This is a genomic window from Bacteroides ilei (assembly GCF_900128495.1).
Lineage (GTDB): Bacteria > Bacteroidota > Bacteroidia > Bacteroidales > Bacteroidaceae > Phocaeicola > Phocaeicola ilei.
Map to the genome: position 1 here is coordinate 1,844,395 of NZ_LT635801.1, position 26,199 is coordinate 1,870,593.

General features: G+C 41.3%; 24 protein-coding genes. 14 read left to right on the forward strand and 10 right to left on the reverse strand.

Features of this window, described 5'->3' with window-relative positions:
• Window positions 1-17 precede the first annotated feature (17 nt).
• Window positions 18-1,568, forward strand: coding sequence for an ATP-binding protein (locus tag BQ7489_RS07920; RefSeq protein ID WP_072530581.1), 1,551 nt, complete (start codon window positions 18-20; stop codon window positions 1,566-1,568).
• A gap of 1 nt (window position 1,569) precedes the next feature.
• The gene (gene rprY, locus BQ7489_RS07925; protein ID WP_072530582.1) at window positions 1,570-2,268 is read left to right on the forward strand and encodes a response regulator transcription factor RprY; all 699 of its coding nucleotides are present in this window, start codon (window positions 1,570-1,572) and stop codon (window positions 2,266-2,268) included.
• Window positions 2,269-2,342: 74 nt separating this feature from the next.
• Here the strand turns inward: rprY and BQ7489_RS17660 are convergent, their stop codons facing one another.
• Both BQ7489_RS17660 and BQ7489_RS07930 read right to left on the reverse strand, forming a co-directional pair.
• Window positions 2,343-2,519 carry a hypothetical protein gene (locus BQ7489_RS17660; RefSeq protein WP_204352746.1) on the reverse strand — a complete coding sequence of 59 codons (177 nt, stop codon included), beginning with the start codon at window positions 2,517-2,519 and terminating at the stop codon, window positions 2,343-2,345.
• Window positions 2,520-2,635: 116 nt separating this feature from the next.
• Window positions 2,636-3,082 carry a MarR family winged helix-turn-helix transcriptional regulator gene (locus BQ7489_RS07930; protein WP_072530583.1) on the reverse strand — a complete coding sequence of 149 codons (447 nt, stop codon included), beginning with the start codon at window positions 3,080-3,082 and terminating at the stop codon, window positions 2,636-2,638.
• Between the two features lie 184 nt (window positions 3,083-3,266).
• Between BQ7489_RS07930 and rpsF the strand changes: the two genes are divergently transcribed.
• The 3 genes from rpsF to rplI are packed head-to-tail and all read left to right on the forward strand — an operon-like array spanning window position 3,267 to window position 4,353.
• Complete coding sequence (gene rpsF, locus BQ7489_RS07935) at window positions 3,267-3,614, forward strand: 30S ribosomal protein S6 (protein ID WP_072530584.1); 348 nt, start codon at window positions 3,267-3,269, stop codon at window positions 3,612-3,614.
• A 2-nt stretch (window positions 3,615-3,616) separates the two neighbouring features.
• Window positions 3,617-3,886, forward strand: a complete 270-nt coding sequence (gene rpsR / locus BQ7489_RS07940; protein ID WP_005841178.1) for a 30S ribosomal protein S18 — start codon at window positions 3,617-3,619, stop codon at window positions 3,884-3,886.
• A 17-nt stretch (window positions 3,887-3,903) separates the two neighbouring features.
• A complete protein-coding gene (gene rplI, locus BQ7489_RS07945) occupies window positions 3,904-4,353 on the forward strand; it encodes a 50S ribosomal protein L9 (RefSeq protein WP_072530585.1) in 450 nt (149 codons plus the stop codon).
• A gap of 302 nt (window positions 4,354-4,655) precedes the next feature.
• Here rplI and BQ7489_RS07950 read toward each other — a convergent pair whose 3' ends face one another.
• A complete protein-coding gene (locus tag BQ7489_RS07950; RefSeq protein ID WP_072530586.1) occupies window positions 4,656-4,850 on the reverse strand; it encodes a PG1828 family lipoprotein in 195 nt (64 codons plus the stop codon).
• A 361-nt stretch (window positions 4,851-5,211) separates the two neighbouring features.
• On the opposite strand from BQ7489_RS07950, the gene mtaB reads away from it, so the two are divergent.
• The 9 genes from mtaB (at window position 5,212) to BQ7489_RS08000 (ending at window position 17,951) form a co-directional block, all read left to right on the forward strand.
• Window positions 5,212-6,528 (forward strand): tRNA (N(6)-L-threonylcarbamoyladenosine(37)-C(2))-methylthiotransferase MtaB, encoded by a 1,317-nt coding sequence (gene mtaB / locus BQ7489_RS07960; protein WP_072530587.1) that lies wholly within the window; start codon window positions 5,212-5,214, stop codon window positions 6,526-6,528.
• Between the two features lie 8 nt (window positions 6,529-6,536).
• Entirely contained in the window at window positions 6,537-7,559 is a 1,023-nt protein-coding gene (locus tag BQ7489_RS07965; RefSeq protein WP_072530588.1) for a glycosyltransferase family 2 protein, read from the forward strand.
• A gap of 58 nt (window positions 7,560-7,617) precedes the next feature.
• Window positions 7,618-8,613 carry an AI-2E family transporter gene (locus BQ7489_RS07970; RefSeq protein ID WP_072530589.1) on the forward strand — a complete coding sequence of 332 codons (996 nt, stop codon included), beginning with the start codon at window positions 7,618-7,620 and terminating at the stop codon, window positions 8,611-8,613.
• 280 nt (window positions 8,614-8,893) lie between these two features.
• Window positions 8,894-11,845, forward strand: a complete 2,952-nt coding sequence (locus BQ7489_RS07975) for a SusC/RagA family TonB-linked outer membrane protein (RefSeq protein WP_162617785.1) — start codon at window positions 8,894-8,896, stop codon at window positions 11,843-11,845.
• Window positions 11,846-11,857: 12 nt separating this feature from the next.
• Complete coding sequence (locus BQ7489_RS07980; RefSeq protein WP_072530591.1) at window positions 11,858-13,285, forward strand: RagB/SusD family nutrient uptake outer membrane protein; 1,428 nt, start codon at window positions 11,858-11,860, stop codon at window positions 13,283-13,285.
• A gap of 16 nt (window positions 13,286-13,301) precedes the next feature.
• Window positions 13,302-14,363 carry a choice-of-anchor J domain-containing protein gene (locus tag BQ7489_RS07985; RefSeq protein WP_072530592.1) on the forward strand — a complete coding sequence of 354 codons (1,062 nt, stop codon included), beginning with the start codon at window positions 13,302-13,304 and terminating at the stop codon, window positions 14,361-14,363.
• Between the two features lie 15 nt (window positions 14,364-14,378).
• The gene (locus BQ7489_RS07990) at window positions 14,379-15,473 is read left to right on the forward strand and encodes a M20/M25/M40 family metallo-hydrolase (protein WP_072530593.1); all 1,095 of its coding nucleotides are present in this window, start codon (window positions 14,379-14,381) and stop codon (window positions 15,471-15,473) included.
• A 27-nt stretch (window positions 15,474-15,500) separates the two neighbouring features.
• On the forward strand, window positions 15,501-16,343 hold the full coding sequence (locus tag BQ7489_RS07995) for a cyanophycinase (protein WP_072530594.1): 843 nt from the start codon (window positions 15,501-15,503) through the stop codon (window positions 16,341-16,343).
• A gap of 6 nt (window positions 16,344-16,349) precedes the next feature.
• Window positions 16,350-17,951 carry a YfcC family protein gene (locus BQ7489_RS08000; RefSeq protein WP_072530595.1) on the forward strand — a complete coding sequence of 534 codons (1,602 nt, stop codon included), beginning with the start codon at window positions 16,350-16,352 and terminating at the stop codon, window positions 17,949-17,951.
• 129 nt (window positions 17,952-18,080) lie between these two features.
• On the opposite strand, the gene BQ7489_RS08005 is transcribed toward BQ7489_RS08000, so the two are convergent.
• From BQ7489_RS08005 to pyrF, 7 genes are all read right to left on the reverse strand, one after another.
• Complete coding sequence (locus BQ7489_RS08005; RefSeq protein ID WP_072530596.1) at window positions 18,081-20,213, reverse strand: M3 family metallopeptidase; 2,133 nt, start codon at window positions 20,211-20,213, stop codon at window positions 18,081-18,083.
• A 42-nt stretch (window positions 20,214-20,255) separates the two neighbouring features.
• A complete protein-coding gene (gene miaA / locus BQ7489_RS08010) occupies window positions 20,256-21,179 on the reverse strand; it encodes a tRNA (adenosine(37)-N6)-dimethylallyltransferase MiaA (RefSeq protein WP_072530597.1) in 924 nt (307 codons plus the stop codon).
• Window positions 21,180-21,297: 118 nt separating this feature from the next.
• A complete protein-coding gene (locus BQ7489_RS08015) occupies window positions 21,298-21,852 on the reverse strand; it encodes an IS1096 element passenger TnpR family protein (protein WP_072530598.1) in 555 nt (184 codons plus the stop codon).
• Window positions 21,853-21,896: 44 nt separating this feature from the next.
• Complete coding sequence (gene lpxA, locus BQ7489_RS08020) at window positions 21,897-22,664, reverse strand: acyl-ACP--UDP-N-acetylglucosamine O-acyltransferase (protein ID WP_072530599.1); 768 nt, start codon at window positions 22,662-22,664, stop codon at window positions 21,897-21,899.
• A gap of 6 nt (window positions 22,665-22,670) precedes the next feature.
• Window positions 22,671-24,056 (reverse strand): bifunctional UDP-3-O-[3-hydroxymyristoyl] N-acetylglucosamine deacetylase/3-hydroxyacyl-ACP dehydratase, encoded by a 1,386-nt coding sequence (locus tag BQ7489_RS08025; protein WP_072530600.1) that lies wholly within the window; start codon window positions 24,054-24,056, stop codon window positions 22,671-22,673.
• Window positions 24,057-24,060: 4 nt separating this feature from the next.
• Window positions 24,061-25,101 (reverse strand): UDP-3-O-(3-hydroxymyristoyl)glucosamine N-acyltransferase, encoded by a 1,041-nt coding sequence (lpxD, locus tag BQ7489_RS08030; RefSeq protein ID WP_072530601.1) that lies wholly within the window; start codon window positions 25,099-25,101, stop codon window positions 24,061-24,063.
• 271 nt (window positions 25,102-25,372) lie between these two features.
• Window positions 25,373-26,197, reverse strand: coding sequence for an orotidine-5'-phosphate decarboxylase (pyrF, locus tag BQ7489_RS08035; protein ID WP_072530602.1), 825 nt, complete (start codon window positions 26,195-26,197; stop codon window positions 25,373-25,375).
• Between the last annotated feature and the right edge of the window lie 2 nt (window positions 26,198-26,199).

Here is a 26,199-nt window from a genome sequence, read left to right on the forward strand (position 1 = left end):
CTGTTAAATTTGCCTCCATGAAAAAGACAACTATTTGGATATTAGGTATTGTAATGGGCCTATCTTTTCTGAGCTTGCTTTATCTGCAGGTAAGTTACATTGAAGAGATGGTCAAGATGCGTAAGGAGCAGTTTGAAGAAAATGTAGGACGTAGCCTTGCGCAGGCGGTTCACAATCTGGAGCTGGTCGAAACAAAGAGATATCTGGAAAAGGATGTTGCTGCAACTGAGCGGGCGGCCCGTTTGTCGCAGCAGATGGAGAGGGAAGAAGCTGCCGATAATAATGTGGTGGAACATCATCAGTATATGGTTACTTCTCCCGACGGTACAACCTTTTCTACTTTTGAAATGAAGACGGTCATCAAACGTCCGTCCAGTATTCCGAAGGTAGTGATTTCTACCGGTAAGAATATTCCTCAGACTTCGCGTGCCTTGCAGGAAATCTTGAAGGAACGTTATATTTACCAGCGTGCCTTGCTTGATGAAGTAGTATATAATATATTGTATACTGCGAGTGACAAGCCGCTGAAGGAGCGTGTGAATTTCAAGCAGCTTGATCATTTTTTGAAGGCCGAACTTCTGAATAACGGCATTGATATACCTTATCATTTTTCGGTAACCGACCGTGACGGTAAGGAAGTATACCGCTGTTCGGATTATGTGCACGACAATGAAAAAATATATTCCCGCCTGCTTTTCGAGAAGGATCCTCCTGCCAAGATGGGGTTTGTAAACATTTTCTTCCCGACGATGGATAATTATATATTCAGTTCGGTACGGTTCATGATCCCGTCTATCATCTTTACCTGTGTACTGCTGGTAACGTTTGTCTTTACGATCTATATCATATTCCGGCAGAAGAAGCTGACTGAAATCAAGAATGATTTCATCAATAACATGACGCATGAGTTCAAGACACCGATTTCTACCATATCGTTGGCGGCACAGATGTTGAACGACCCGGCCGTTGGCAAGTCACCGGCCATGTTCAAGCATATTTCCGGCGTAATTAATGATGAAACCAAACGTCTACGTTTTCAGGTCGAGAAAGTCTTGCAGATGTCGATGTTCGAACGTCAGAAGGCTATTCTGAAGAAGAAGGAAGTCGATGCCAACGAATTGATTTATGGTGTTACCAACACGTTCCGGCTTAAGGTGGAGAGCTGCAACGGTACAATCGATGTGGCTTTGGATGCCGATGATCCGTTTATATACGTTGATGAGATGCATTTTACCAATGTAATCTTCAATTTGTTGGATAATGCGTTGAAATATAAGAAGCCTGATGTGAATATTCATCTGAAGGTACGTACCTGGAATGAAGCGGGAAAGCTTCATATTTCGATTGAGGATAACGGAATCGGAATAAAGAAAGAGAATTTGAAGAAGATTTTTGAAAAGTTCTATCGGGTCCACACCGGCAATCTGCATGACGTGAAAGGATTTGGTCTGGGCCTGGCCTATGTTAAGAAGATTGTGACAGATCACAAAGGGACTATCCGTGCTGAGAGTGAACTGAACGTCGGTACTAAATTTATAATTGTATTACCTTTATTTAAAGACGAATAATATGGACGAAAAATTACGAATCTTGCTGTGCGAAGATGATGAGAATCTTGGCATGCTGTTGAGAGAATATTTACAGGCAAAGGGATATTCGGCCGAACTGTTCCCCGATGGTGAGGCTGGCTATAAGGCTTTTCTGAAGAACAAGTACGACCTGTGTGTGCTAGATGTGATGATGCCTAAGAAGGATGGTTTTACGCTGGCTCAGGAAATCCGCCAGGCAAATGCCGAAATTCCGATTATCTTCCTGACCGCGAAGACGTTGAAAGAAGATATTCTGGAAGGGTTTAAGATCGGTGCAGACGACTATATAACCAAGCCGTTCAGTATGGAAGAGCTTACTTTCCGAATTGAAGCTATCTTGCGTCGTGTACGGGGAAAACGCAACAAGGAAAGTAATATGTATAAGATAGGTCGTTTTACGTTCGATACCCAGAAACAGATTCTGTCAATAGGTGACAAGCAGACCAAGCTGACCACCAAGGAATCTGAGCTGTTGGGATTGCTTTGTGCGCATGCGAATGAAATCCTTCAGCGTGATTTTGCCTTGAAGACCATCTGGATTGACGATAATTATTTCAATGCACGAAGCATGGATGTGTATATCACCAAGTTGCGTAAGCATCTGAAAGACGATGATTCGATTGAAATTATCAATATACACGGAAAAGGCTATAAACTTATTACTCCGGAACAGGAATGAGGCTGTTTTGCGGGAAATAAAAAAGCCTGGATTCATTGAATCCAGGCTTTTTTATTTCTGATCTTTCGGAATAATCAGTCCGTAATGCGTTTGTTAAGAACAATGTAAGCGATCAGACCGATAACAATAAGTAACAATGATCCTCCCAAAACTGCATTGTTGTTTACATTGCCTGCCGCATAGCACGCAATCAGGATGACTGCACCGATGATAACCAGTATCACTCCTAAGTTCTTTAATAAGCTTTTCATGTGTGTCTTCTATTTTATGGTTTATTATATTCTTGGTTACAAATTAAAGTATAATTCTTGTATTGAGAAAATTATTTTAGGAAAAAAAATGAAATAGTTGACAGTGAATCGTTTTTTCAGTCTTTTGTATTGGTGAATATCTTTCTCAATACTTCCTGGCTTACCCGGAGTTCTTCCAGTGTCAGTCCGTGTAAAGCTTCCTTCAATGTCTTGTTGGCAATGAAACGGGCATTTTCTTCCAGTTCTTTACCGGTTTTGGTCAGATGAACCAGATTGGTCCGTCTGTCTTTCTTGTCCGACATGCGTACCACAAGGTTCTGGCGTTCCATATTGTCAATCAGGCGGGTCATACTGGGTTTGTCCTTGAAGGTGGCATTGCATAATTCCTGTTGTGTTACACCGTCTTTTTCCCAAAGGAACAAAAGGACAGTCCATTGTTCCGGAGTTATTTCTATTCCGTTCTGGCGGAAATTACGGCTTAGCTTGCGGTTGATGGCAGCCGAGACTTTACCGTTCAGGATGGCAAAAATTAATTGCAGGTCGAAATTAAATTGTTCTATCATAAATTATTGTTTCAACAACTACACAAATATACGGTGTTTTTCGGTATGTCTGTAATAAAGGAATGTATAAATAACATTCTTTATCATTTAAAAATGAGTTAAGTATTTGTTTATTAAATAAAAGTTAGTACCTTTGCGCCGCAATTGAAAAATTTTTATTAATAATTTAATTATAACGAATAGTATGAATCAATACGAAACCGTTTTCATTTTAACTCCCGTTTTGTCTGATGTTCAGATGAAGGAAGCGGTAGAGAAGTTCAAAGCTATCCTTACTCAGGAAGGTGCGGAGATCATCAATGAAGAAAACTGGGGACTGAAGAAACTGGCTTATCCGATCCAGAAAAAGTCTACAGGTTTCTATCAGCTGATTGAGTTTAAAGCAGAACCGTCGGTAATCGCAAAACTTGAAGTAAACTACCGTCGTGACGAACGTGTTATCCGTTTCTTGACTTTCAAGATGGATAAGTACGCTGCAGAATATGCTGCTAAGAGAAGAAATGTTAAATCAACTAAAAAGGAGGAAAACTAATCATGGCACAGCAACAATCAGAAATCAGATATTTAACTCCGCCTTCAGTAGACGTTAAAAAGAAAAAATACTGCCGTTTCAAAAAGAGTGGTATTAAGTATATCGACTACAAAGATCCTGAATTCCTGAAGAAATTCTTGAACGAACAGGGTAAAATCCTTCCGCGCCGTATTACAGGTACTTCATTGAAGTTCCAGCGTCGTATTGCGCAGGCTGTTAAGAGAGCTCGTCACTTGGCTTTGCTGCCTTTCGTAACTGACATGATGAAATAATTAAAGGAGGAATAAGTATGGAAATTATCTTGAAAGAAGACGTAGTTAACTTGGGCTACAAGAATGATATTGTAACCGTTAAGTCAGGTTATGGTCGTAACTATCTTATTCCGACTGGCAAGGCCGTTATCGCTTCTCCGGCTGCAAAGAAAATGTTGGCTGAAGAATTGAAACAGCGTGCTCACAAATTGGAAAAGATTAAAAAGGATGCTGAAGCAGTTGCTGAATCTTTGAAGGGCGTATCTTTGAAAATTGCTACAAAAGTCAGCGCTACTGGTTCTATCTATGGTTCAGTAGGTAACATCCAGATTGCTGAAGAATTGGCTAAATTGGGTCACAACATCGATCGTAAGATTATTGTTGTTAAGGATCAGGTTAAGGAAGTTGGTCATTACAAGGCAATCGTTAAACTTCATAAGGAAGTTTCTGTTGAGATTCCTTTTGAAGTTGTTGCAGAAGAAGCTTAATTTTGCAGTCTGTAAATACTTGATAATTCCCCTGTCGGACTTGTTTCGGCGGGGGATTTTTTTGTATATATGTTTCGGAGGTGTGTGCGTACGGATAGGGGGTAGTTTGTATTGATGTGTTGAAGTAGTGTGTGTATTTGCCTGTTGTGATAAAGAGTGGGTAGATAGAATAGAGGGGGATTAAGGTGTGTAGATACATGGGATAGATGTATCTGAATATTGCAGGAGGAGGGAAAAGGGCATAAAAAAAGTCTGTAGGCTGAGCTTACAGACTTTCAATTCTCTCGAATGTTCGGCTTCAATTATTCAGCTACAACTGCAGAGTCAACTGCTGCTGAATCAACTGCTGCTGAATCAACTACTGGAGCTGCTTCTTCTACAACTGTTGCTGCGATTGAATCTGAATCAACTGTAGATTCTGAATTAGCTGCTTTGTTACCGCAAGATGCGAAAGAAACAGCAGCAAATGCTACGAACAAAAATACTAATTTTTTCATTTTCTTTGCTTTTTAAAATCTGTAATACTTTAGTTGTTTTCTTAAAACGTTGCAAAGATATGTACTTTTCAGATACGTTGTTCTCCTGTCTTGAACTTTTTTTTGAAAAAGTGTATTTTTAACATTTTTAAAGTCATATATCCTTGTAAAATGCTCATTTGTGCTCTTTTTGTGCATGAATTTGTAAGATTTTTATTTCTTCTTATCTTATTTTATTTAAATGCTGTCTATTTGTGTCAATGCCCGGTTGGGGAGGATGCTGGTTTATTCCCAAAAAAATGATAACTCTGGAGTCTTGGATCTGAAAGTTCGGATAATATTGCGTAACTTTGTAACTTGAAAACATTTATATAAAGACAGAATGATTGATACAACTGTATTTCAGGATAAAAAGGCTATCTATTATACATTAGGATGTAAGTTGAATTTTGCCGAAACCTCGACCATAGGTAGAGCGTTGAAGGAAGCGGGGGTCCGTACGGCACGTGAGGGCGAGAAGGCTGATATCTGTGTAATCAACACTTGTTCCGTTACGGAAATGGCCGACAAGAAATGCCGGCAGGTAATCCATCGCCTGGCAAAGGAAAACCCAGGTGCCTTTATTGTCGTTACCGGTTGTTATGCACAGTTGAAGCCGGGTCAGGTGGCCGATATTGAAGGAGTTGATCTGGTGCTGGGTTCGGAACAGAAAGGGGATTTGCTGAATTATTTGGGCGCTATGGAGAAACACGGGCATGGTGAGGCTATTGTAACTGCTTCAAAGGATATCCGGAAGTTTTCCCCTTCCTGTTCGCGTGGTGACCGTACCCGTTATTTTCTGAAAGTTCAGGATGGCTGTGATTATTTCTGTTCTTATTGTACCATACCGTATGCGCGTGGAAGAAGCCGGAACGGAACAATTCAGGAGCTGGTAGATCAGGCCCGTCAGGTGGCGGCTGAAGGCGGTAAGGAGATTGTGCTGACTGGCGTGAATATCGGTGATTTCGGTAAGACTACAGGAGAGACATTCTATGATCTGGTAAAGGCTTTGGATAAAGTGGATGGAATAGAACGGTACCGGATTTCATCCATTGAGCCGAATCTGTTGACTGATGAGATTATAGAGTATGTATCTCATTCTTCCCGTTTCATGCCTCATTTCCATGTCCCGTTGCAGTCGGGTTCTGATGAAGTGCTGAAACTGATGCGGCGCAGGTATGATTCCGCTTTGTTTGCTTCTAAGGTAGCCAAGATCAAGTCGCTGATGCCCGATGCGTTCATCGGTGTAGATGTGATTGTTGGTACGCGTGGCGAAATGCCCGAGTATTTTGAAAAGGCCTATAAGTTTATAGAAGAACTGGATGTTACCCAGTTGCATGTGTTCAGTTACTCGGAGCGTCCCGGAACACAAGCTTTGAAAATTGATTATATCGTCTCACCGGAAGACAAACATGCGCGCAGTCAGCGTCTGTTGGCACTTTCGGATGAGAAGTTGAAAGCCTTTTATTCCCGTCATATCGGACAGGAAGCTGTTGTGCTGATGGAACACTCGAAACCAGGAGTTCCCATGCATGGATTTACGGATAATTATATCCGTGTCGAGTTGAATCATGATGATGACTTGGATAACCAACTGGTCCATGTACGTTTGGGCGATTTCAATGAAGATGGTACTGCTTTGAGAGGAATCATATTATAATCATAATTATGAAAAAGGTGTCGGTAGTTATATTGAATTGGAATGGAGCCGGAATGCTTCGGAATTATCTTCCTTCTGTGATAAGGTATTCACAAGGGGAGGATGTGGAGGTCTGTGTGGCAGATAACGGTTCGACCGATCATTCATGTGAAATTCTGGAGAAAGAATTTCCTTCCGTACGTCTGATTTGTCTGGATAGAAACTACGGATTCGCCGAAGGTTACAATAAGGCATTGGCCCAGGTGGATGCCAAATATGTCGTTCTGCTGAACAGTGATGTAGAGGTTACGGAAGGATGGCTTGATACATTGACGGATTATATGGAGAAACATCCGGAGGTGGTAGCCTGTCAACCGAAATTGCTGGGATGGAGAGACAGGGAACGTTTTGAATATGCAGGGGCTTCCGGAGGTTTTATCGATTACTATGGATATCCTTTCTGTAGAGGTCGTATTTTTGACGTTGTTGAGAAAGACAGGCATCAGTATGATACGGTTATTCCTGTTTTTTGGGCTACTGGCGCCGCTTTATATATCCGGTTGGATAAGTATAGGGAAGTGGGAGGTCTGGATGGCCGTTTCTTTGCGCATATGGAGGAGATTGACTTGTGCTGGCGGTTGAACAGTAGAGGTTATCGGCTGGTTTGTATACCTCAAAGTGTGGTATATCATGTTGGAGGGGCTACATTGAAGAAAGAGAATCCCCGTAAGACTTTTCTTAATTTCCGGAACAATCTTCTGATGCTTTATAAGAACTTGCCGGATGAAGATCTGAAACCGGTAATGAGGATGCGTGCCTTGTTGGATTTTATTGCTTCCATGGTTTATGTAGCGAAATTGGATTTCAGGAATGCAAAAGCTGTCTGGAATGCCCGGAAGGAATTTATGGCGCTGCGTGAACAGTTCAAACCCGACAGGAAGGAAAATCTGCAACGGACGGTCGTTTCTGATATTCCACAGAGATACAGATTCAGTATTTTATGGCAGTCGAAGATAAAAGGTAGGAAATTTTTTTCCACTCTTCCTGGATGACAGAAATGTTCATATTTTTTCTTATTGATTTTTATATGATATCATAAATTACAGTCGTATGAAAGAACAATATTGGAAGTATTCCTTGATTATTCTTATTGTTGTAGTCGGGTTTGTTCTGTTCCGTCAGGCACAGCCTTTTATGAACGGTGTGTTGGCTGCAGTTACTCTTTATATTCTGTTACGGAATTTTTCCCAGTGGCTTCAGTCAAAGATGAATCCGTTGTTGGCTGTGTGGCTGTTGACAATAGGGACAACATTATTTATCTTGATACCTCTGTCTTTGTTTGGTTGGGCTGTATTCAACCAATTGTCGGGGATGCATCTCAATACGCAGAGTATTATCCAGCCGGCGCAGCAGACTATTGAAATTATCAAGGAAAGGACCGGGTTTGATATGCTTTCTGAGAAAAGCCTTTCCTTTATTGTGGAACAGATTTCATCGATTGGTAAAACCGTCATGAGTGGAGTCAGTGATTTCATTATAAATTTTGCGGTTGCCATCATGCTGCTGTTCTTTATGCTGAGTGGCGGAAGGCAAATGGAAGAATATATATCTACTATACTTCCGTTCAAGAAGGCTGATAAAGACGAGGTTGTGAAGAAAGTAGCTTTGATTGTCCGTTCCAATGCTATCGGTATTCCTTTGCTTGCTCTTATACAAGGTGGAATTTCATTGGCCGGTTACCTGATGTTGGGGGTTCCTAACCCCGTTCTTACAGCTTTGCTGACAGGTTTCGCTTCCATTATTCCGGTAGTAGGTACTGCTTTGATATGGGTTCCGGTTGTCATTTATTTTATAGTGACAGGCGATTGGCTGCATGCTGTACTGATGACAGCTTATGGAGGGGTTATCGTGTCTCAATGTGATAATCTGATCCGGTTTATCCTGCAGAAGAAGATGGCCGACACTCATCCGTTGATAACCATTTTCGGCGTTGTGGCAGGGTTACCCTTGTTCGGTTTTATGGGGATTATATTCGGTCCTCTTATGGTAGCTTTATTTCTGCTGTTTGTGGATATGTTCCGGAAAGAATACCTGCTTTCGGATTAGGTATGTATATAAATTTGTATATATCTTTTTGTTTGTGTTGTTGTTTTTTGTATTTCATTTTGATTTTCATTTTATTATTTTTTTGCTCATATTGGTATCATATGATGATATTTTTATTAATTTTGGGCCGTTTTTATAAAAAGGTTACCAAATTAATCAAAATAGATGTATGATGAAGACAAAGAGAGGTTTGTAGAGAATGCCTCTATTTAAATGTTTTGTTGGTTGTTTCCTTGTCGGAAGTGTACCTGTTGCCAGTGTATATGGGGCTACATTGAACATGGAAGTAAATCAAAGACAAAATGTAGAGGGAGTTGTTCTCGATGTGAATGGAGAGCCTATTATTGGGGCTACAGTTCAACGGATTGGTCAGACAGGTGGGACCATTACAGATGAAAACGGTAAGTTTTCATTATCTTTTTCTGATAATGTTAAAAGAGTAAAATTGCGAATCAGTTACATCGGTATGGAGACGCAGGAGGTTTTTGCTCATGTGAATTCTCCGCTGAAGGTTGTAATGGAGGAAGATGTCAATACGTTGTCGGATGTGGTGGTGATAGGTTATGGTACAGAGAAAAAGAAGAACGTAGCGGGGGCCGTATCCAATATAAGTGGTGAGGAACTGACAAAAACCTCTGTTGAAAGTTTACAGAAAGCATTGCAGGGAAAGGTTTCGGGAGTTCAGATTACAACAGCAAACGGTGCACCTGGTGGAGGCTTTTCTGTCAATATCCGTGGACGCAGTACTTTTAGCGGCGGAACGTCGCCTTTGTATATAGTTGATGGAGTTCAAATTGTAACAGGTGACCAGTCAACTGGTATTGTAAAGAGTACGGATGTATTGTCTACATTGAATCCGGATGAAATAGAATCTATTGATATTTTGAAGGACGGTGCTTCTGCCTCTATCTATGGTGCTCAGGCTGCCAATGGAGTCGTGATCATTACAACCAAGAGAGGTCATGAAGGTAAACCGAAAATATCTGTAAATCTGTCTGGGGGTATGCAGCAAATCAGTCATAAGCTTGATTTGTTGAATGCGTCACAGGTGGCAGAACTTGATCTGTTGTCAATGAAGAACCGTTATGGTGAGAACAGTTCTGAATATTTGGCCAGATTGGAACAGTATCAAGGCTTCGGCTGGGGTGATGATGGTTATTCGAAAGCTGTTACGACCAATTGGTACGATGTAATTTATCGGACAGCATATACTTCGGATATGCAGGTGAGTGCCAATGGTGGTACTGAAAAAACAAAATATTATTTGTCTGCAGCGTATAACAAGACTGATGGTATTGTAAAGGAAACAGGTTTTAAGCGTGGAGCATTCCGTGCGAATCTGACACAGGAACTGACACCGTGGTTAAGTATTACGACTAATAATAATTACAGTGTCATGGATCAGAACCAATATAGTGGAGTACGTGCTTCCAATCCGAGCCGTGTAGCCATTCTGGTTCATCCTGCCAATTCTCCGTACGACGAAAACGGTAATTTTGTACAGAACTTACCCTATGGATACTATCAGCACAATTCATTGCAGATGCTGATGTTGAATGAATACAGCGGGCGTACTGAAAAGTTGATAACCGCTAACTCGTTGGACTTTAAGATTTTGAAAGGGCTGACTTTCAAGTCAAGTTACAATGCGGACTTGACAACCATTGATGAACATAATTTCATAGACCCGCGTACCCGTGAGGGATCCAAGGAAAACGGCTCAGTAACAAGTGTAACAGGACGGATTGTGAATTTTCAGACCGAACAGGTTGCGTCATATTCCAACGTCTTCAATGAAATTCACCGTTTGTCGGCTGTAGCAGGTTTTTCATACCGTCATCAGCAGTATACTTCGCACGGTGCCACAGGGACAGGGGTTTCTGATCCGTCATTGCACTTACTGGGTACAACTGCCGTAGCTAAAGAAGTTACCGGAAGTTTTTCCGAATGGAAAATGGCCAGTTTGTTTGCCCGTGTCAATTATACGTTGAAAGACCGTTATATTTTTACCGGAACTATCCGTCGGGACGGTTCTTCCCGTTTTGGTGAAAATAACCGATGGGGAGTATTCCCTTCTTTTTCTGCTGCATGGAGAATCATTGAGGAGCCGTTTATGACTTCTGTCAGATCTTGGATGAGTGACTTGAAGTTACGTGCAAGTTATGGTGTGACAGGTAATTCTGAAATAGGTGATTATACAGCCCGCCGTTGGTATTCAAGTAGTGGAGCCTATGACAATTCTTCGGCCATTATTCCATCTTACATCGGTAATCCTTATTTGACATGGGAAAAGAATCATTCACGGAATGTGGGATTGACTTTAGGACTTTTTCAGGATAGAATTTCATTGGAAACGGATTTCTATTTGAATGATACAAAAGACCTGCTTTATAACCGGACTATCCCTGCTACAACCGGATTTACTGTAATTCCTTCAAATATGGGAGGTGTACGGAATAAAGGTGTAGATATTTTGTTGAATACAGTAAATGTCAGATTGAAAGATTTTGAATGGCGTTCTTCTTTGAATATGTCATTCACCAAAAATGAAATTACTGAACTTCAAGACGGGTTGGAAGTTTTAGGTGATTATAAGGTCGGTGAACCGATATCTTCAGTGCTTACTTATCGGTGGGCCGGTGTGAATGCCGCAGACGGTAGACCCATGTATTATGATAAGGATGGTTATATTACTTATGTTCCTAAAGATGAGGACCGTGTGTGGACCAGACCTGCAGAACCTACATTTTATGGAGGATTCACGAATGATATAACATGGAAAGGTTTTACGCTCTCTGTATTTTTCCAGTTCCAAAGAGGAGCCGTAAGTTTATGGAGCGATAAACTGGTGCTTACAGCTTATGAGGGTGATACGAACCTGTTGAGCGATATGTATTATAAGCATTGGAATAAACCGGGTGATGTTACCTGGGTTCCCAAGCCATCTTATCAGGGATACTATCCTGCCAATCCACGGCAGATGTCGGAATATTCTACATTCTGTTATGAAAAGACCGACTACATTAAGTTGAAGAATATAAGTTTAAGTTATAATTTCCCGGCACAGTGGGTCAAGAAAATGGGCCTGTCCAATTTACAGCTTTATGTAAGTGCCTATAATTTATGGACCTCAACGACTTATCCGGGACATGATCCTGAATTTACCGGTAGTGATGTGGGAGCATATCCTCAGGCCCGTAGTTATACGGCTGGTTTAAAGCTTGATTTTTAAAAGATTGTAAAAATGAAAACTAAATTATATATTTTAGGATTATGCAGCCTGTTTTTATGTTCAGGATGCGATGATATGTTGGATACGAAATCGAAGACATTGTTGTCACAAAGTCAGATTCAGACAGAATCCGGTTGTGAATCAATGCTGTTAGGTGTTTATGATTTGATGCAGGAACCTGAATTCTACGGACGTGACATCTTGACTGTTCCGGAGGTGTTGGCCGATAATTCACGTCTTTCGCCTATGGCATCCAGATATAAAGGACAGGAAGATAACCGAATCGGTTCTCATCTGGACATCTGGGTTGAATCTTATGAAATTATAGCGCTTCTTAATGAGGTGATTGAATACGCTGAAAAGTTGCCTGAAACTTCTAAGGCCAAGGCTATATTGGGTGAATCTTATGCTTTGAGAGGATTGACTTATTTTAATCTGGCAAGAGTGTATGGTCGTGAGCCGAAGCATCTGGTGGATGGATTTGATTTGTGTGTCCCTTTGATATTGAAAGCTTTCTTTTATGATGGGGGACCGATGGATGAGGATGTTTATCCGAAACGTGCAACTGTAGATCAGGTCTGGGAGCAGATCGAGACCGATTTGAACAATGGATTTGAACTGCTTTCCGGAAACGATGAAGGGCTGATGCCTAAGAGAATGAGCAGCTTGGCTGCAAAAGCGATTCTGTCACGTGTCTTCTTGTATGAAAGCAAATGGAATGAATGTGTAGAAGCTGCAGATTATGTCATGAAGAATGCTCCTTTCGGTGTTTATGATGGAACGTATACTGATATCTTCTCCAAAGGTGAAGAAAATTTATTCTATCTCGTATTTACCAATTCCGAAAATTTAGGTTCAAGTTCCTTGCAGTCTGTCAATGGTATGGCTCCTTCTGAAGTAGACGATGAAGGATATGATATAGGAAAAGGAGTAGGTGATGCCGACCTTTGTGTAGCGGAAGAACTGGTAGCTCTTTTTGATCAGGAAAAGGATGTACGTTTTAAAATCTTACGTAAGGCGAAGATAAACGGTTCGAAAGTATGGTGGACTACCAAATTCAGTGGATGGCAGGGGGCTTTTGGATTGGATAATGTTCCAATAATCCGAATGTCTGAGGTCTTGTTGAATCGTGCAGAGGCAGAATCGGAATTGGGTAATGACAATTCAGCTTTGGCTGATGTAAATGAACTTCGGACAAAGCGTGGATTGGATCCGGTAACTCTTTCCGGTGAGGATCTGCTTAATGAAGTTTTGTTGCAACGCCGTTTGGAATTGGCTCAGGAAGGGCATCGTTTCTTTGACTTGAAACGTCGTGGACAAGATATCACAAAACCTGCAGGACGCACTCTTGTTCCTTATACCGATTTTAGAGTTGTAGCACGAATCTCAGAAACACAGATGGATGCAAATAAGAATCTTGTGAATAACCCGGGATATTAATTAAAGAGATAGATTTATGAATAAGAATAAAAATAAGTTGTATATAATAGGTCTTCTGTTGACTGTTCTGTTTATGGGTTCATGTGAATTGGAGGACCGTACTTATCAAGGACCTTTATATTATGAATATAGTCCGGTAGAATGTGGACAGACTATTTCATCCAATATCTTCGTGAAGGAAGCAGATAAAAAAGGTGAAGATAAAATCTGTGTCCAGTTAGTGAAACCGGCTGGCTTTTCTGTTTCTGTGAAGTTTAGGGTTGTTGACCAGCTATATTATGTAAGAAGTTCGGCAGAATATACGGTGGAAAAACCGGAATTGGCAGAAGATCAGTATGATATATATGAGAATACGGCACAATATGGTGTAGATTATACTTTTGAAAGCAGTACTACTCCTGTTAATTATGATGAAGATACTCATACGGGTGTAATAACCATTCCAGAAGGGGAGATGTTCGGTTATATTCCAGTGAATATATTGAAGAGGAACGGTCATTCGGCTTTTATTGTTTTGGAAGATTCTGAAAATGCCAGGGCTAATAAGCCGACTTCCATATTGAATTTAAAGTTAACAGCAGAGAAGACCTATTATTTTGACGAACCATTGGATGAAGGAATTCCGGAATCATGGAGTTTGTTGGATAAAGACGGTGACGGATTAGGTTGGTATTTTTATGAAAGTTGGGGTATGGTCATTTCCGATTCATATGATTATGATACGGAAAGTCCGGTCAGCCCGGAGAATTATTTGATAACTCCGTTGATAACTTTGCCTGACGATGTTTCAGATCCTGTTTTGACTTTTGAACTGGCAGCTTCTGCCACTAATGCTTATCAGGAAAAGTATAAAGTAGTTTTATCTGAAACTCCTTTGACATTGGAAAATTGCAATGATGCTGTAGTTTTACGTGATTATACAGAATTGACGGAAGCTTATCATAAGAAAACATTCCAGCTTGAACAGATTGATTTGTCTGCTTATAAAGGAAAGAGTTTCTATATCGGTTTTGTTCACGGTGATTGTACAGATATGGAGTCTTTGATATTAAGAAATGTAGTTGTTTACGGATATTAATGTGTGGAATGGACTATGATAGATTCAAGTTTGATAAATTTATTTCTTTCATTAGTGAAGATTGACGCCGTATCCGGTTCTGAAAAACCGGTAGCCGACTATATCTGTGACTTTGTGAGGAATTTAGGATTTGAACCTCATATTGATGACGCTGCGGCTTTGTCTGGAGGGAATACGGGGAATGTGGTTATTCCGGTTCATGGTGGCGGAGATTTTCTGTTGATGTCGCATATGGATACTCCTCGTTCCACTAAAGGTGTCAATCCGCTGTTGCAGGAAGATAGGATAACATCCGATCATACAACCATATTGGGCGTTGATGACCGTGGGGGGATTTCTGCCATCTTGTGGGCATTGAAATATGCAGTTGATCATTCGATGGTTCTGAAACCATTTACGATTTTGTTTACAGTCTGTGAAGAGAGTACTTTAGCCGGGTCTCATTTTTTCCAGCCGGATTCTCAAATTACTCATGGATTTGTTTTTGATTCGCATCTGTCGCCGGGTTCCTTTGTTTCTGAAACATGTGGTGCTATTGCTTTTAAATTTAAGGTTAAAGGCAAGAGCTCGCATGCCGGAGTCGCTCCTGAAAAGGGTATCAATGCAATCCAATTAGCAGGTGAAGGGATGAGAACTTTTCCTTTTGGGCGTATCAATGCTTCAACAACGGCTAATATTGGTATTATCAAGGGAGGTATAGCGACTAACGTTGTACCCGACGTGGTGGAGCTTGAAGGAGAAATCCGTTCGGATATATTGGATGAAGGTGAAGAACTTATGCATCGGGTCATTGCAGATTTTGAGAAAGCGGCAACGGAAAAGGGAGGAAGTGTTGAATGTTCCTGGAATTGGGACTTCAAGCCGTATCGTGTATCTACCGAACAGCTTCCTTATAAGAAGATGATGAGACTATGTGATGCATTGAATCTGAAAATTGAAGGAGTCAAATCAATGGGAGGTAGTGATGCCAACAGTATGAATGCGAAGGGTGTTCCTACCATTAATTTGGGCGTAGGGGCACAGAATCCCCACAGTACCGAGGAGTTTATTTTATATAAAGACCTTCAAACAGCAGCTTGGATGGCTTTGAAATTAATGACAGAGATTTGATGGATAATGAATTAAAATGATAAGGTTATGAAGAAAATAGTTATACTTCTATTTACATTGTTATTGTGTTACAGTGGTTGTTGGGCTGGAGATGAGGTCAAAGGCCATTTGTTTATTATTGGAGGAGGAGATCGTCCTGATTCTTTGATGACACAATTTGTAGAATTGGGAGGTGGTAAGGATGCCAAAATATTGATTGTTCCTTATGCCAGTGGTGATATAAATGATACCGGACAGTATCAGCAGCAGGAATTTAAACGTTTGGGCTGTACTTCGGTTGAATATGTTACAATAGCTAAAGAGGATATAGATTCGAAGCAATCTTTGGATAAACTGGATGGTGTTACTGCAGTCTTTTTTTCTGGAGGTGACCAAAACAGATTGACGGGTATGTTGTTGCATACCAAGTTCCTTGAGAAGATTAAAGACATATATCGGAATGGTGGAGTCATCGGTGGAACCAGTGCCGGAGCTGCCGTCATGAGTAAAATCATGTTGACAGGTGAAGAAAAGGATGTACCTGAAAGGAAAAGCGGTGACTTTTCGTTTATCCGGAAAGGTACCGTACAGACAGCGGAAGGATTTGGGTTTGTCGACAATGCCATTATTGACCAGCATTTCATAATCAGGAAAAGGGAAAACCGGCTGATCAGCCTTGTACTTCAACATCCGGACCTGAAGGGAATTGGAATTGATGAGTCTACTGCAATCATCGTTAATCCTGATCATTCGTTTAAAGTGGCAGGTAAAAGTCAGGTTATGGTCTTTGAACCCAAGGCTTCAGTTAAAGTTACTTCCGACGGATATCTGAAAACCGATTCTTTGAATATCCGGATACTGACTGCAGGAGATTCTTATCTTTTAAAATAGTGAAGCATGAAATTAGCTAAATTGCCGCATACTTATACCATCATTTCTGTTGTTATTCTGATATGTGCGGTCCTTTCCTGGATTATTCCTGCAGGTGAATATACCCGTGAAACCAAAATGGTAAACGGCACTGAGCGTACTGTTATCGTAGACAACTCTTTTCATGCAGTCGATTCTTCTTCACAAAGTTGGGAGGTCTTTGGAGTTTTGCTGGATGGATTTGAAGCTCAGGCAGGAATCATTGCATTTCTCCTGATTTTAGGTGGGGCCTTTCAGATTATGAATAGCAGCAGGGCTATTGATATCGGAATCATGTCTTTTCTGAGGCAGTGCTTAACATTGGAAAAATATGCCTTGTTCCGGTTCTTGGGGGTGAATAATGTAGTAATTACTTGCATAATTATCTTGTTCAGTCTGTTTGGGGCCATTTTTGGAATGAGTGAGGAGACATTAGCCTTTGTCGTGATAATAGTTCCTCTTGCCATATCTATGGGGTATGATTCCATCACAGGATTATGCATGGTGTATGTTGCCGCACATGTCGGATTCTCCGGGGCCATATTGAATCCGTTTACAATCGGTATTGCTCAAGGCTTGTCCGATTTACCTTTATTTTCAGGTTTCGGATACCGTATTTTCTGTTGGGCTCTGTTGACCTCCATACTGATAGTCTTTGTACTACGTTATGCTGCAAAGGTAAAGAAGAATCCGAAGTCTTCACTCATGTATGAACTGGACCAGCACTGGAGGGAAAAAAATCGGGAGGATATAGAACTCGACCTTCAGGGGAAAACCACACGGTCGGCATGGATTGTATATGTCCTGATATTGGTTGCATTGGCTTGTTTTTCGGTCAATTATCCGGTCTCTGTTTTTGATGTTGGGGAAAAATCCGTACGCTTTTCGGCTGTTCCGGCATTTTCTATTCTGTTTGCATTGACAGGCTACTGGGGGCTGAGGAAGTCGAACCAATTCTTTATATTGAACCTGTTGGGGTATACCATTGTATTTCTTGTAATTGGTGTCATGGGATACGGATGGTATCTTACCGAAATATCCGCTATATTTTTAGCGATGGGTATCTTGTCGGGTTTTGCCAATGCCAATACTTCAGATCAGATTATCGAACAGTTTCTGATCGGTGCCAAAGATATGCTTTCGGCTGCGTTAGTTGTGGGATTGGCCGGTGGAATCATCCAGATTTTGCAGAACGGACATATCATTGATCCCATTCTTCATGCTTTGGCTACATTGATGGGAGAAACAAGTAGGGTGATAGCGTTGGGAGTCATGTATCTGATACAGACTGCCATAAATATCATAATACCTTCAGGATCTGCCAAGGCTGCTTTGACTATGCCTATTATGGCTCCATTTTCGGACGTTATAGGAATTTCGCGGCAGGCTACGGTCCTGGCTTTCCAGTTCGGTGACGGTTTTACCAATATGATTACTCCTACGTCGGGAGTCTTGATGGGAGCTTTGGGACTTGCCCGTATTCCTTATGAAATATGGATAAAATGGTTCTGGAAGATTTTGCTTTTCTTCGTCATTCTTGGAATGTTATTGTTGGTTCCTACCATTTACATTCCTTTGGATGGTTTCTGATACAGAACCGGATTTTTCTTAAAAGAAAGCCCGTCATTGGTTGAAATGAATAACCAATGACGGGCTTTTTATTTCCCGGTATCTTTGTAGTTAGTATGGCAAAGACACCGGAGCAGGGAGGAGGAAAATTTATTTTCCTCCTTTCTTTTCTTCTATGGCCGGGGTTTGATCAAGTCCTCTTTTCTTCAAGAGCCATTTGATATCCGGATTCTTGCCTCTGAAATTTATATACATATCCATTGCATCATCGATTCCTCCAGGGGTAAGGATGTATTTCCGGAATTTATCGGCTATATCCTGATTGAAGATGTCTCCACTTTCTGTATATGCTCCGAAAGCGTCGCAATCCAATACCTCAGCCCAGATATATGAATAATATCCGGCCGTATATCCGCCTCCCATGGTATGGTTGAAATAGGTAGAACGATAACGGGAAGGTATCTGTTTCAGAATTCCACGTTTGCCTAATACCTTGTTTTCAAAATCCATGACATTCAAATTCTTAGGGATAGATTTCAATGTATGGAAATCCATATCCAGCAAGGATGCAGCCAGGTATTCTACAGTGGCGAAACCTTGGCCATATTTACCGCTCTTGTCGAGTTTTTCAATGAGTTCCTGCGGAATCACTTCTCCAGTCTTGTAGTGTTTGGCATAAACTTTCAACATTTCCGGTTCGAATGTCCAATGTTCGTTGATTTGTGACGGCAATTCAACAAAATCTCTTGGTACTCCGGAAACTCCTGAATAATGTACATTTTTGAAAAGTCCATGCAGGCCGTGGCCGAATTCATGGAAAAGAGTAGTTGCTTCGTCAGGGCTCAGCAAGGCTGGTTCTCCAGCTGCAGGCTTTGTGAAATTACATACGATGGTTACAATGGGAAGTACCTTATTGCCGTTCTTGTCGTATGATTGTGGGCGGTAACTTCCACACCATGCACCGCCCCGTTTGCTTTCACGAGGGAAGAAGTCAAAATAAATGATGCCTAGAGATGTTCCGTCTTTGTCGATACATTCGAATGCCTGGGCTTCCGGATGTGGTAAAGGCATGTATTCCAGTTTGCGGAAAGTTATGCCGTACAGGCGTTTGGCCATATAGAATGCGCCATCACGTACATTGTTCAGTTCCAGGTAAGGACGTATTTCGTTTTCATCGATATTGAATTTGGCCTTCTTGGCTTTTTCAAAGTAATATCTCCAGTCCCAACCTTCCGGTTCAAAGTTCTCTCCTTCTTTTTTGATTTCAGCCTTGATATCGGCCAGTTCTTCTTTGGCTTTCTCGATGGCCGGTTCCCATAATTGGTCGAGCAGGTTATATACGTTTTCTTCATTTTTGGCCATACGGGTATCCAATACCAGTGACGCATAATCCTTGTATCCCATGAGTTTGGCCTTTTCCAGGCGGGCTGTCAGCAGATCACGGATAAGAGCTTTGTTGTCTTGTTCATTATTGTTGTTACCACGGTTGATGTAGGCTTTGAAGATGCGTTCACGCAAAGCTCTGTTGTCGGCATACTGCAAGAACGGCATAACGCTCGGGTTTTGGAGAGTGAATACCCATTTACCTTCCATACCTAGATTTTTGGCGGTTTCGGCAGCAGCGGCAATCAGATTATCAGGAAGTCCGCTCAGATCCTTCTTGTCTTCTATTACCAGTTTAAATGCGTTGGTTTCTTTCAGCATATTCTGTCCGAAAGTAATCTGTAGCATAGAAATCTTCTGGTTTAGTTCACGAAGTTTCTTCTGATCTGCTTCGTTCAGGTTAGCTCCGTTACGCTCGAAACTTTTATAGGTTTCTTCCAGAAGTTTGCTCTGTTCTTTGTTGAGGTTGAATTTATCCCGATTGTCGTAGACCTCTTTGATGCGGGCAAACAGTCGGGGATTCATTGAGATATCATCCCGGTGCGCCGATAACAGAGGAGCCATTTCTTTACTTAAGGCTTGCATTTCAGCGTTGGTATTGCAGCTGTTCTGTCCGCCGAATACGATGGATACTCTTTTGAGGAGTTGTCCGCTACGGTCGTAAGCTTCTATGGTGTTTTCAAAATCTGGAACAGAACGTTGGTTGACGATTGCATCTATTTCCTTTTTCTGTTCTTCCATCCCTTTCAGGTACGCTTCACGATAATCCTGAATTGTAATCTGATCAAAGGGAGGAACACCGTACGGTGTATTGAACTCGGTCAAGAAAGGGTTGACTCTTTCTTGGCCTCCCGTCTGCGCAAAGACAGCAATGCTGGAGCTTAAAAGTGCGCTTACCATTAACATTTGAATTTTCATAATAAAAAAATTAGATAATTGTATTTATATTTGATTGTTCAGCCTTTTTAATTCTTCATTTATAAATTGCAGAATTTCTTTTTTCTGGTCCGGATGGAACCATGTAATATCTGCATCCCGTTTGAACCAGGTAACTTGTTTACGTGAATAGATACGTGAATTCTGCTTGATCTTTTCTATGGCGTAAGGAAGATCCCATTCTCCATCAAAATATTTGAATAATTCTTTGTAGCCTACTGTATTGAGGGAGTTCAGATTTCTATATGGATATACTTTCCGGGCTTCTTCCAGCAAGCCTTCCTCTATCATCAGGTCTACTCTCTGGTTGATGCGTTTATATAACTCTTCGCGGTCGCGTTGTAATCCTATCTTGATAATATGAAAAGGACGTTCTTTTTTGGTCCGTGTGCGGAATGAGGTATATGTTTTTCCGGTCATATAGCAGATTTCCAATGCATGGATGACTCTTTTGGGATTTCTGATATCGGCAATACTGTAGTATTCCGGATCGCGTAACTTTAATTCGGCACAAAGTGGTTCAAGGCCTTCTTTTTCATACCGTTCCATCAGATATTGTCTTGTTTCCTTATCAACGGTAGGGATATCGTCTATGCCTTTACATACCGCATCTACATACATCATGGAACCTCCTGTAAGGACGACTATAGAATGCTTCTGGAAAAGTTCTTCCAGTTTTTTTATGGCTTCGGCTTCATATTGTGCAGCACTATAGTAATCAGTCAGTTTCAATGTCCCTACGAAATAATGGGTAACCCTGGCCAGTTGTTCCGAAGTAGGGGAAGCTGTTCCGATTTTCAAGTCGGCATACAATTGTCTGGAGTCGGCAGAAATGATACATGTATGATATTTTTCCGCAAGATCCAGGCTCAAGTCGGTTTTGCCGATGCCCGTCGGTCCTATTATTACCAATAATGTAGGTTTATGCATGTATGTGTCTATGTTTAGCATTTAATGGCTTGATGAAAAGGCAAAGCGAAGAATTTCAGTACCTTTCAGGTAGTGAGATCCTCCGCTTTGGTCAAATTTGAAAAGTTATATAGTAAAATTAGTATTTGTCTTCATCGTACGGATTTCCTCCGCCTTCCATGTCAAAGCCTTCCGGATCAAAATCTTCCATATCAAACTCCTGATCGCCATAAAAATTTTCGTCCAGATCAAGTGAAGTATTGGTGTTCATCTGTTCGTCAAAATCAATGGTCTGCTTGGGAGGGTTACCCTCTTTGCGTGAACAAGTTGCATGCTGTAAGTCCTTGCCGGTGATGATTTCGGACAATTCAATGAAGAATACACGCTCAGCCAGAGGATCGAAAACATAAATCAGTTTTTGTTTTTCGTCTTCCAGCAACTCGCTCAGACGGGTATCTTTCATGACGAAAGTATCTTCTTCCGAGCTTCCGTTACCCATGTCTTCTAATGTGATTTCAATTTCTTTTTCCCAGTCGTCATCACAAATGAAGAATGAAGTCATCTGATCATCCTTGTATCCTGTATATTTGAGAATCGCTTCGTGAAGGTCATAGAACGACGCATCTGAATCGATCTTGATTTCTCTTAAGAAATCATCTACTTCATCGGATATTATTCTGAATTTGTATACCATTGTTCTCTTTTATTAATTTACCTTGTAAAGGTACAAAATTTTCGTTAGCGAATGATACCTCTTTCTGATTTTTCTATGAATGAAATGATATATTCGATTTCAGGACTCATTGGAATCTCTTCCCGGACCTGGATAAGAGCATCGCTGACATTCTTGCCGCTGTTGTAGATTATGCGGTAAGTGTTGTGGATATTCTCGATCATTTCATTTGAAAAACCTCGTCGGCGTAGTCCGACAATGTTTATTCCACTATAGGCAATCGGTTCACGTCCGGCTATGATATATGGAGGGATATCTTTACTGAAGCGGCACCCTCCTTGTATCATTCCATAGCCTCCAACGTGGCAGAACTGATGCATCAGGACATTGGCACTGATAATGGAGAAATCATCGATGACGATTTCACCAGCCATTTTTGTAGAGTTGCCGATGATGCATCCGTTACCGATACGGGCGTCGTGTGCCACGTGTACTCCTTCCATCAGAAGATTATTACTACCTACTACCGTTTTTCCTTTAGCTGCAGTTCCCCGATTGATTGTTACGTTTTCACGTATGCTGTTATTGTCACCTATTTCGGCTGTAGTCTCTTCTCCACGGAATTTCAGGTCTTGTGGAATGGCACCGATAATGGCTCCTGGAAAAATCCGGTTGTTGTTACCGATACGTGAACCATACATGATGTTTGCATTGGGCATGATTACATTGTTGTCGCCAATGACTACATTTTTATCGATAAAGACAAAAGGACCAATTTCTACGTTTTCTCCGATTTTTGCATCTGGATCTATATATGCTAATGGACTTATCATATCTGTTTATTTGTTTTTTACAATTTGTGCCATGAATTCAGCTTCACAGACTATTTTTTCTCCTACAAATATATAACCTTTCATTGTGGAGATTCCACGGCGGATAGGCGCCATCAGTTCTACTCTGAATATAAGGGTATCTCCCGGAACCACTTTCTGGCGGAATTTGACATTGTCTATTTTCAGGAAGTATGTGGAAAAACGTTCCGGCTCTTCCAATGAATTCAATACCAGTAATCCTCCCACTTGGGCCATGGCTTCAACCTGGAGTACTCCTGGCATGACCGGTTCCTGAGGAAAGTGTCCCTGGAAGAAGGGTTCGTTTGACGTTACATTTTTAACGCCCACGATATAGTTGGCTCCGATTGCAATTACCTTGTCTACCAGTTGGAAAGGATAGCGGTGGGGAAGCAGTTCCCGGATGCGGTTAACATCCATCAACGGTGCTTCATTGCAGTTGTATATCGGTGCCTGGATTTCATGCAGACGGATCTCCTTACGGATTTGGCGTGCAAATTTATTGTTGATGGTATGTCCCGGTCGGGTTGCTATGATACGTCCTTTGATGGGTTTACCGATTAAGGCAAGATCACCGATTATGTCCAATAGTTTATGGCGTGCAGGTTCGTTAGGCCATACTAAAGGTATATGATTGATATATCCCAGATGGCTGGCATCCATGTGGGGCACTCCCATAACGTCAGCCAGTTTGTCATAATTTTCCTGTGTCATTTCCTTTTCATAAATGACAATCGCATTATCCAAGTCACCTCCTTTAATAAGTCCGGCGTTCAGTAGGGGCTCTATTTCACGTACAAATACGAATGTACGGGCAGATGCGATCTCTGTAGGAAAGTCCTCCATATTTTCCAGAGTTGCGTACTGGTTAGTCAGAATTTTAGAGTCATACGAGATTAGTGTATTGACACTGAAATTTTCGTCGGGAAGTACAATGATGGATGATCCAGTTGTATCATCACGGAATTCAATTTTGGATTTGATGATGTAGAAATCTTTCGGTGCAGCCTGTTCTTCTATGCCTACTTTCTTGATACACTCTACATATTGTCTGGCACTACCGTCCAGAATCGGAAATTCAGGTCCGTTTACCTGAATCAGGCAGTTATCAATACCGGCGGCATAAAGAGCTGCCATTGCATGTTCTACGGTACTAACTTTTACCCCGTTTTTCGCTAAAACAGTTCCTCGGGTAGTATCAATTACGTTGTCTGCTACAGCATCGATGATTGGTTGGTCGTCCAAGTCTATCCGTTGGATTTTATACCCGTGGTGTTCAGGGGCAGGATTAAAGGTTACGGTAAGTTTGACTCCGGTATGAAGTCCTTTGCCGTTCAATGAAAAACTGCCTTTTAAAGTTTTTTGTTTCAACATGGGCTTATTTATTTAGTTGTTTTTTTAGTTCTTCAATTTCTTTCTGCAGGCGTCCCAACTCTGCATACATATCCGGTAATTTCTTGTAGATGGCAGCCGAACGTGCAAACTGTTTCGGGTCGATGGCGGGATATCCCATGAGGGTAGTATGTGGTTTTACATTTCCCGGAATTCCTGACTGGGCACCAACGTTTACATGGTCGCCTATCCTGATATGGCCGGCTACACCTACTTGCCCGCCGAACATACACCATTCACCAATTTTTGCTGAACCGGCCACTCCGCCTTGTGAAGCCATGACTGTGTGGCTTCCGACCTCTACATTATGGGCCAATTGAATCAGGTTATCCAGTTTCACCCCTTTATGGATGATGGTAGCTCCCATTGTAGCACGGTCTATGCATGTATTGGCTCCGATCTCCACATTATCTTCAATGATTGTAATACCAATTTGGGGAATCTTTTCATATCCTTCCGGAGACGGAGCGAAGCCGAAACCGTCTGCTCCGATAACAGAACCTGCATGCAATATGCAGTTATTTCCTATCCGGCAATCGTGATAGACGGTAACATGGGGATAGAGGATGGTATCATTTCCAACTTTGGCGTTGCATCCGACAGTAACATGGGGGTGAAGGTAAGTATTGTCTCCGATTTCTGCACCTTCTTCAACACATGCAAATGGTCCGATATAGACATTTTTGCCGATTTTAGCATTGGACGCAACAGAAGCAAGCGGATCAATGCCTGTTTTTTGGGGTTTGCTCATTTCGTACAAGGTCATCAGCTTGGCCAGACTTTCATAGGCATTGTCAACTTTTATTAGCGTAGCCTTGATTTCATGTTCTGGATGGAAGTCCTTGTTAACCAAAACGATGGTTGACTGGGTGTCATAAATATAATGGGTATATTTAGGATTGGAAAGGAAAGACAATGCTCCTGGTATGCCTTCTTCTATTTTTGCAAAAGTATGTACCGTTGCATTTTCGTCTCCTACAATTGTTCCTTGGATATATTCTGCAATTTGCTTAGCTGAAAACTCCATAGCTTTTATTTTCTTATTTGTTTTTCTTCTGTTTTTCTTACAAGCATTTAAAAAATGCTACATCTTAATTATGCAAATTACGTATTTTTTTTTTAGATAACCGTATAAAATGCCAATTATTTATTATTTCATGGATAGAAAAGTTGTCTCAAATACAGTACTTTGAGGGTATAAAAAAACTGCATCTGGATAGATAATTGCAGATGCAGTTTGATATGAGTTTGCAATTGTATAGTAGCAATTGTAAAAAATGAGCTATTTATTGTCTGTTTTATAAGATTGCTTTCAATTGTTCAGCCATTTGCAGTTGGACCTTTTGCGCTTCCTTGCCGGCAACTTCTGCAAAATTTTCACTTTTGTCGGCATAAATGATGGCACGGCTTGAATTGACAATCAGTCCACATTCTTTGGTCATTCCATATTTACATACTTCTTCCAGGGAACCTCCTTGTGCACCGATGCCCGGAACAAGCAGGAAATGGTCTGGAACAATTTTGCGGATATCTTCAAACATACGTCCTTGGGTAGCACCTACTACATACATCATGTTCTGGTCATTGCCCCACTCCTGTGATTTTCTCAAGACTTTTTCGAACAGACGTTCGCCTTCCGTATCTGTCGTCAGTTGGAAATCGTGTGATCCTTTGTTGGAAGTAAGCGCCAACAGGATAACCCATTTACCTTCATATCCCAAGAAGGGGGTGACACTGTCTTCACCCATGTATGGAGCCACCGTTACTGCATCCAGATTTTCTTCTTCAAAAAAAGTACGGGCATACATGGCCGATGTGTTGCCGATATCACCTCGTTTGGCATCGGCTATGATAAACTGGTCCGGATAATTCTCTTTCAGGTAGTTCACAGTCTTTTCAAAGGCAATCCATCCTTTTACTCCCATGCTTTCATAAAAAGCCAGATTGGGTTTGTATGCTATACAGAAGGGAGCTGTTGCGTCAATGATAGCCTTGTTGAATGTGAAGATAGGGTCTTCTTCTTCCAGTAGGAATTCAGGAATTTTCTTGATGTCTGTGTCCAGACCTACACATAGAAAGGATTTCTTTCTTTTGATATTTTCGAATAGTTCTTGTTTATTCATAA

What these genes read in the sequence shown, in the direction of transcription:
- BQ7489_RS07920 (WP_072530581.1), top strand. Translation starts at nt 18, where the DNA reads ATGAAAAAGACAACTATTTGGATATTAGGTATTGTAATGGGCCTATCT.
- rpsF (WP_072530584.1), top strand. Translation starts at nt 3,267, where the DNA reads ATGAATCAATACGAAACCGTTTTCATTTTAACTCCCGTTTTGTCTGAT.
- rplI (WP_072530585.1), top strand. Translation starts at nt 3,904, where the DNA reads ATGGAAATTATCTTGAAAGAAGACGTAGTTAACTTGGGCTACAAGAAT.
- BQ7489_RS17660 (WP_204352746.1), bottom strand. Translation starts at nt 2,519, where the DNA reads ATGAAAAGCTTATTAAAGAACTTAGGAGTGATACTGGTTATCATCGGT.
- BQ7489_RS07965 (WP_072530588.1), top strand. Translation starts at nt 6,537, where the DNA reads ATGAAAAAGGTGTCGGTAGTTATATTGAATTGGAATGGAGCCGGAATG.
- BQ7489_RS07985 (WP_072530592.1), top strand. Translation starts at nt 13,302, where the DNA reads ATGAATAAGAATAAAAATAAGTTGTATATAATAGGTCTTCTGTTGACT.
- lpxA (WP_072530599.1), bottom strand. Translation starts at nt 22,664, where the DNA reads ATGATAAGTCCATTAGCATATATAGATCCAGATGCAAAAATCGGAGAA.
- BQ7489_RS07995 (WP_072530594.1), top strand. Translation starts at nt 15,501, where the DNA reads ATGAAGAAAATAGTTATACTTCTATTTACATTGTTATTGTGTTACAGT.
- BQ7489_RS07950 (WP_072530586.1), bottom strand. Translation starts at nt 4,850, where the DNA reads ATGAAAAAATTAGTATTTTTGTTCGTAGCATTTGCTGCTGTTTCTTTC.
- pyrF (WP_072530602.1), bottom strand. Translation starts at nt 26,197, where the DNA reads ATGAATAAACAAGAACTATTCGAAAATATCAAAAGAAAGAAATCCTTT.
- BQ7489_RS08000 (WP_072530595.1), top strand. Translation starts at nt 16,350, where the DNA reads ATGAAATTAGCTAAATTGCCGCATACTTATACCATCATTTCTGTTGTT.
- BQ7489_RS07930 (WP_072530583.1), bottom strand. Translation starts at nt 3,082, where the DNA reads ATGATAGAACAATTTAATTTCGACCTGCAATTAATTTTTGCCATCCTG.
- mtaB (WP_072530587.1), top strand. Translation starts at nt 5,212, where the DNA reads ATGATTGATACAACTGTATTTCAGGATAAAAAGGCTATCTATTATACA.
- rprY (WP_072530582.1), top strand. Translation starts at nt 1,570, where the DNA reads ATGGACGAAAAATTACGAATCTTGCTGTGCGAAGATGATGAGAATCTT.
- BQ7489_RS07990 (WP_072530593.1), top strand. Translation starts at nt 14,379, where the DNA reads ATGATAGATTCAAGTTTGATAAATTTATTTCTTTCATTAGTGAAGATT.
- BQ7489_RS07980 (WP_072530591.1), top strand. Translation starts at nt 11,858, where the DNA reads ATGAAAACTAAATTATATATTTTAGGATTATGCAGCCTGTTTTTATGT.
- BQ7489_RS08015 (WP_072530598.1), bottom strand. Translation starts at nt 21,852, where the DNA reads ATGGTATACAAATTCAGAATAATATCCGATGAAGTAGATGATTTCTTA.
- lpxD (WP_072530601.1), bottom strand. Translation starts at nt 25,101, where the DNA reads ATGGAGTTTTCAGCTAAGCAAATTGCAGAATATATCCAAGGAACAATT.
- BQ7489_RS08005 (WP_072530596.1), bottom strand. Translation starts at nt 20,213, where the DNA reads ATGGTAAGCGCACTTTTAAGCTCCAGCATTGCTGTCTTTGCGCAGACG.
- BQ7489_RS08025 (WP_072530600.1), bottom strand. Translation starts at nt 24,056, where the DNA reads ATGTTGAAACAAAAAACTTTAAAAGGCAGTTTTTCATTGAACGGCAAA.
- miaA (WP_072530597.1), bottom strand. Translation starts at nt 21,179, where the DNA reads ATGCATAAACCTACATTATTGGTAATAATAGGACCGACGGGCATCGGC.
- rpsR (WP_005841178.1), top strand. Translation starts at nt 3,617, where the DNA reads ATGGCACAGCAACAATCAGAAATCAGATATTTAACTCCGCCTTCAGTA.
- BQ7489_RS07970 (WP_072530589.1), top strand. Translation starts at nt 7,618, where the DNA reads ATGAAAGAACAATATTGGAAGTATTCCTTGATTATTCTTATTGTTGTA.
- BQ7489_RS07975 (WP_162617785.1), top strand. Translation starts at nt 8,894, where the DNA reads ATGGAAGTAAATCAAAGACAAAATGTAGAGGGAGTTGTTCTCGATGTG.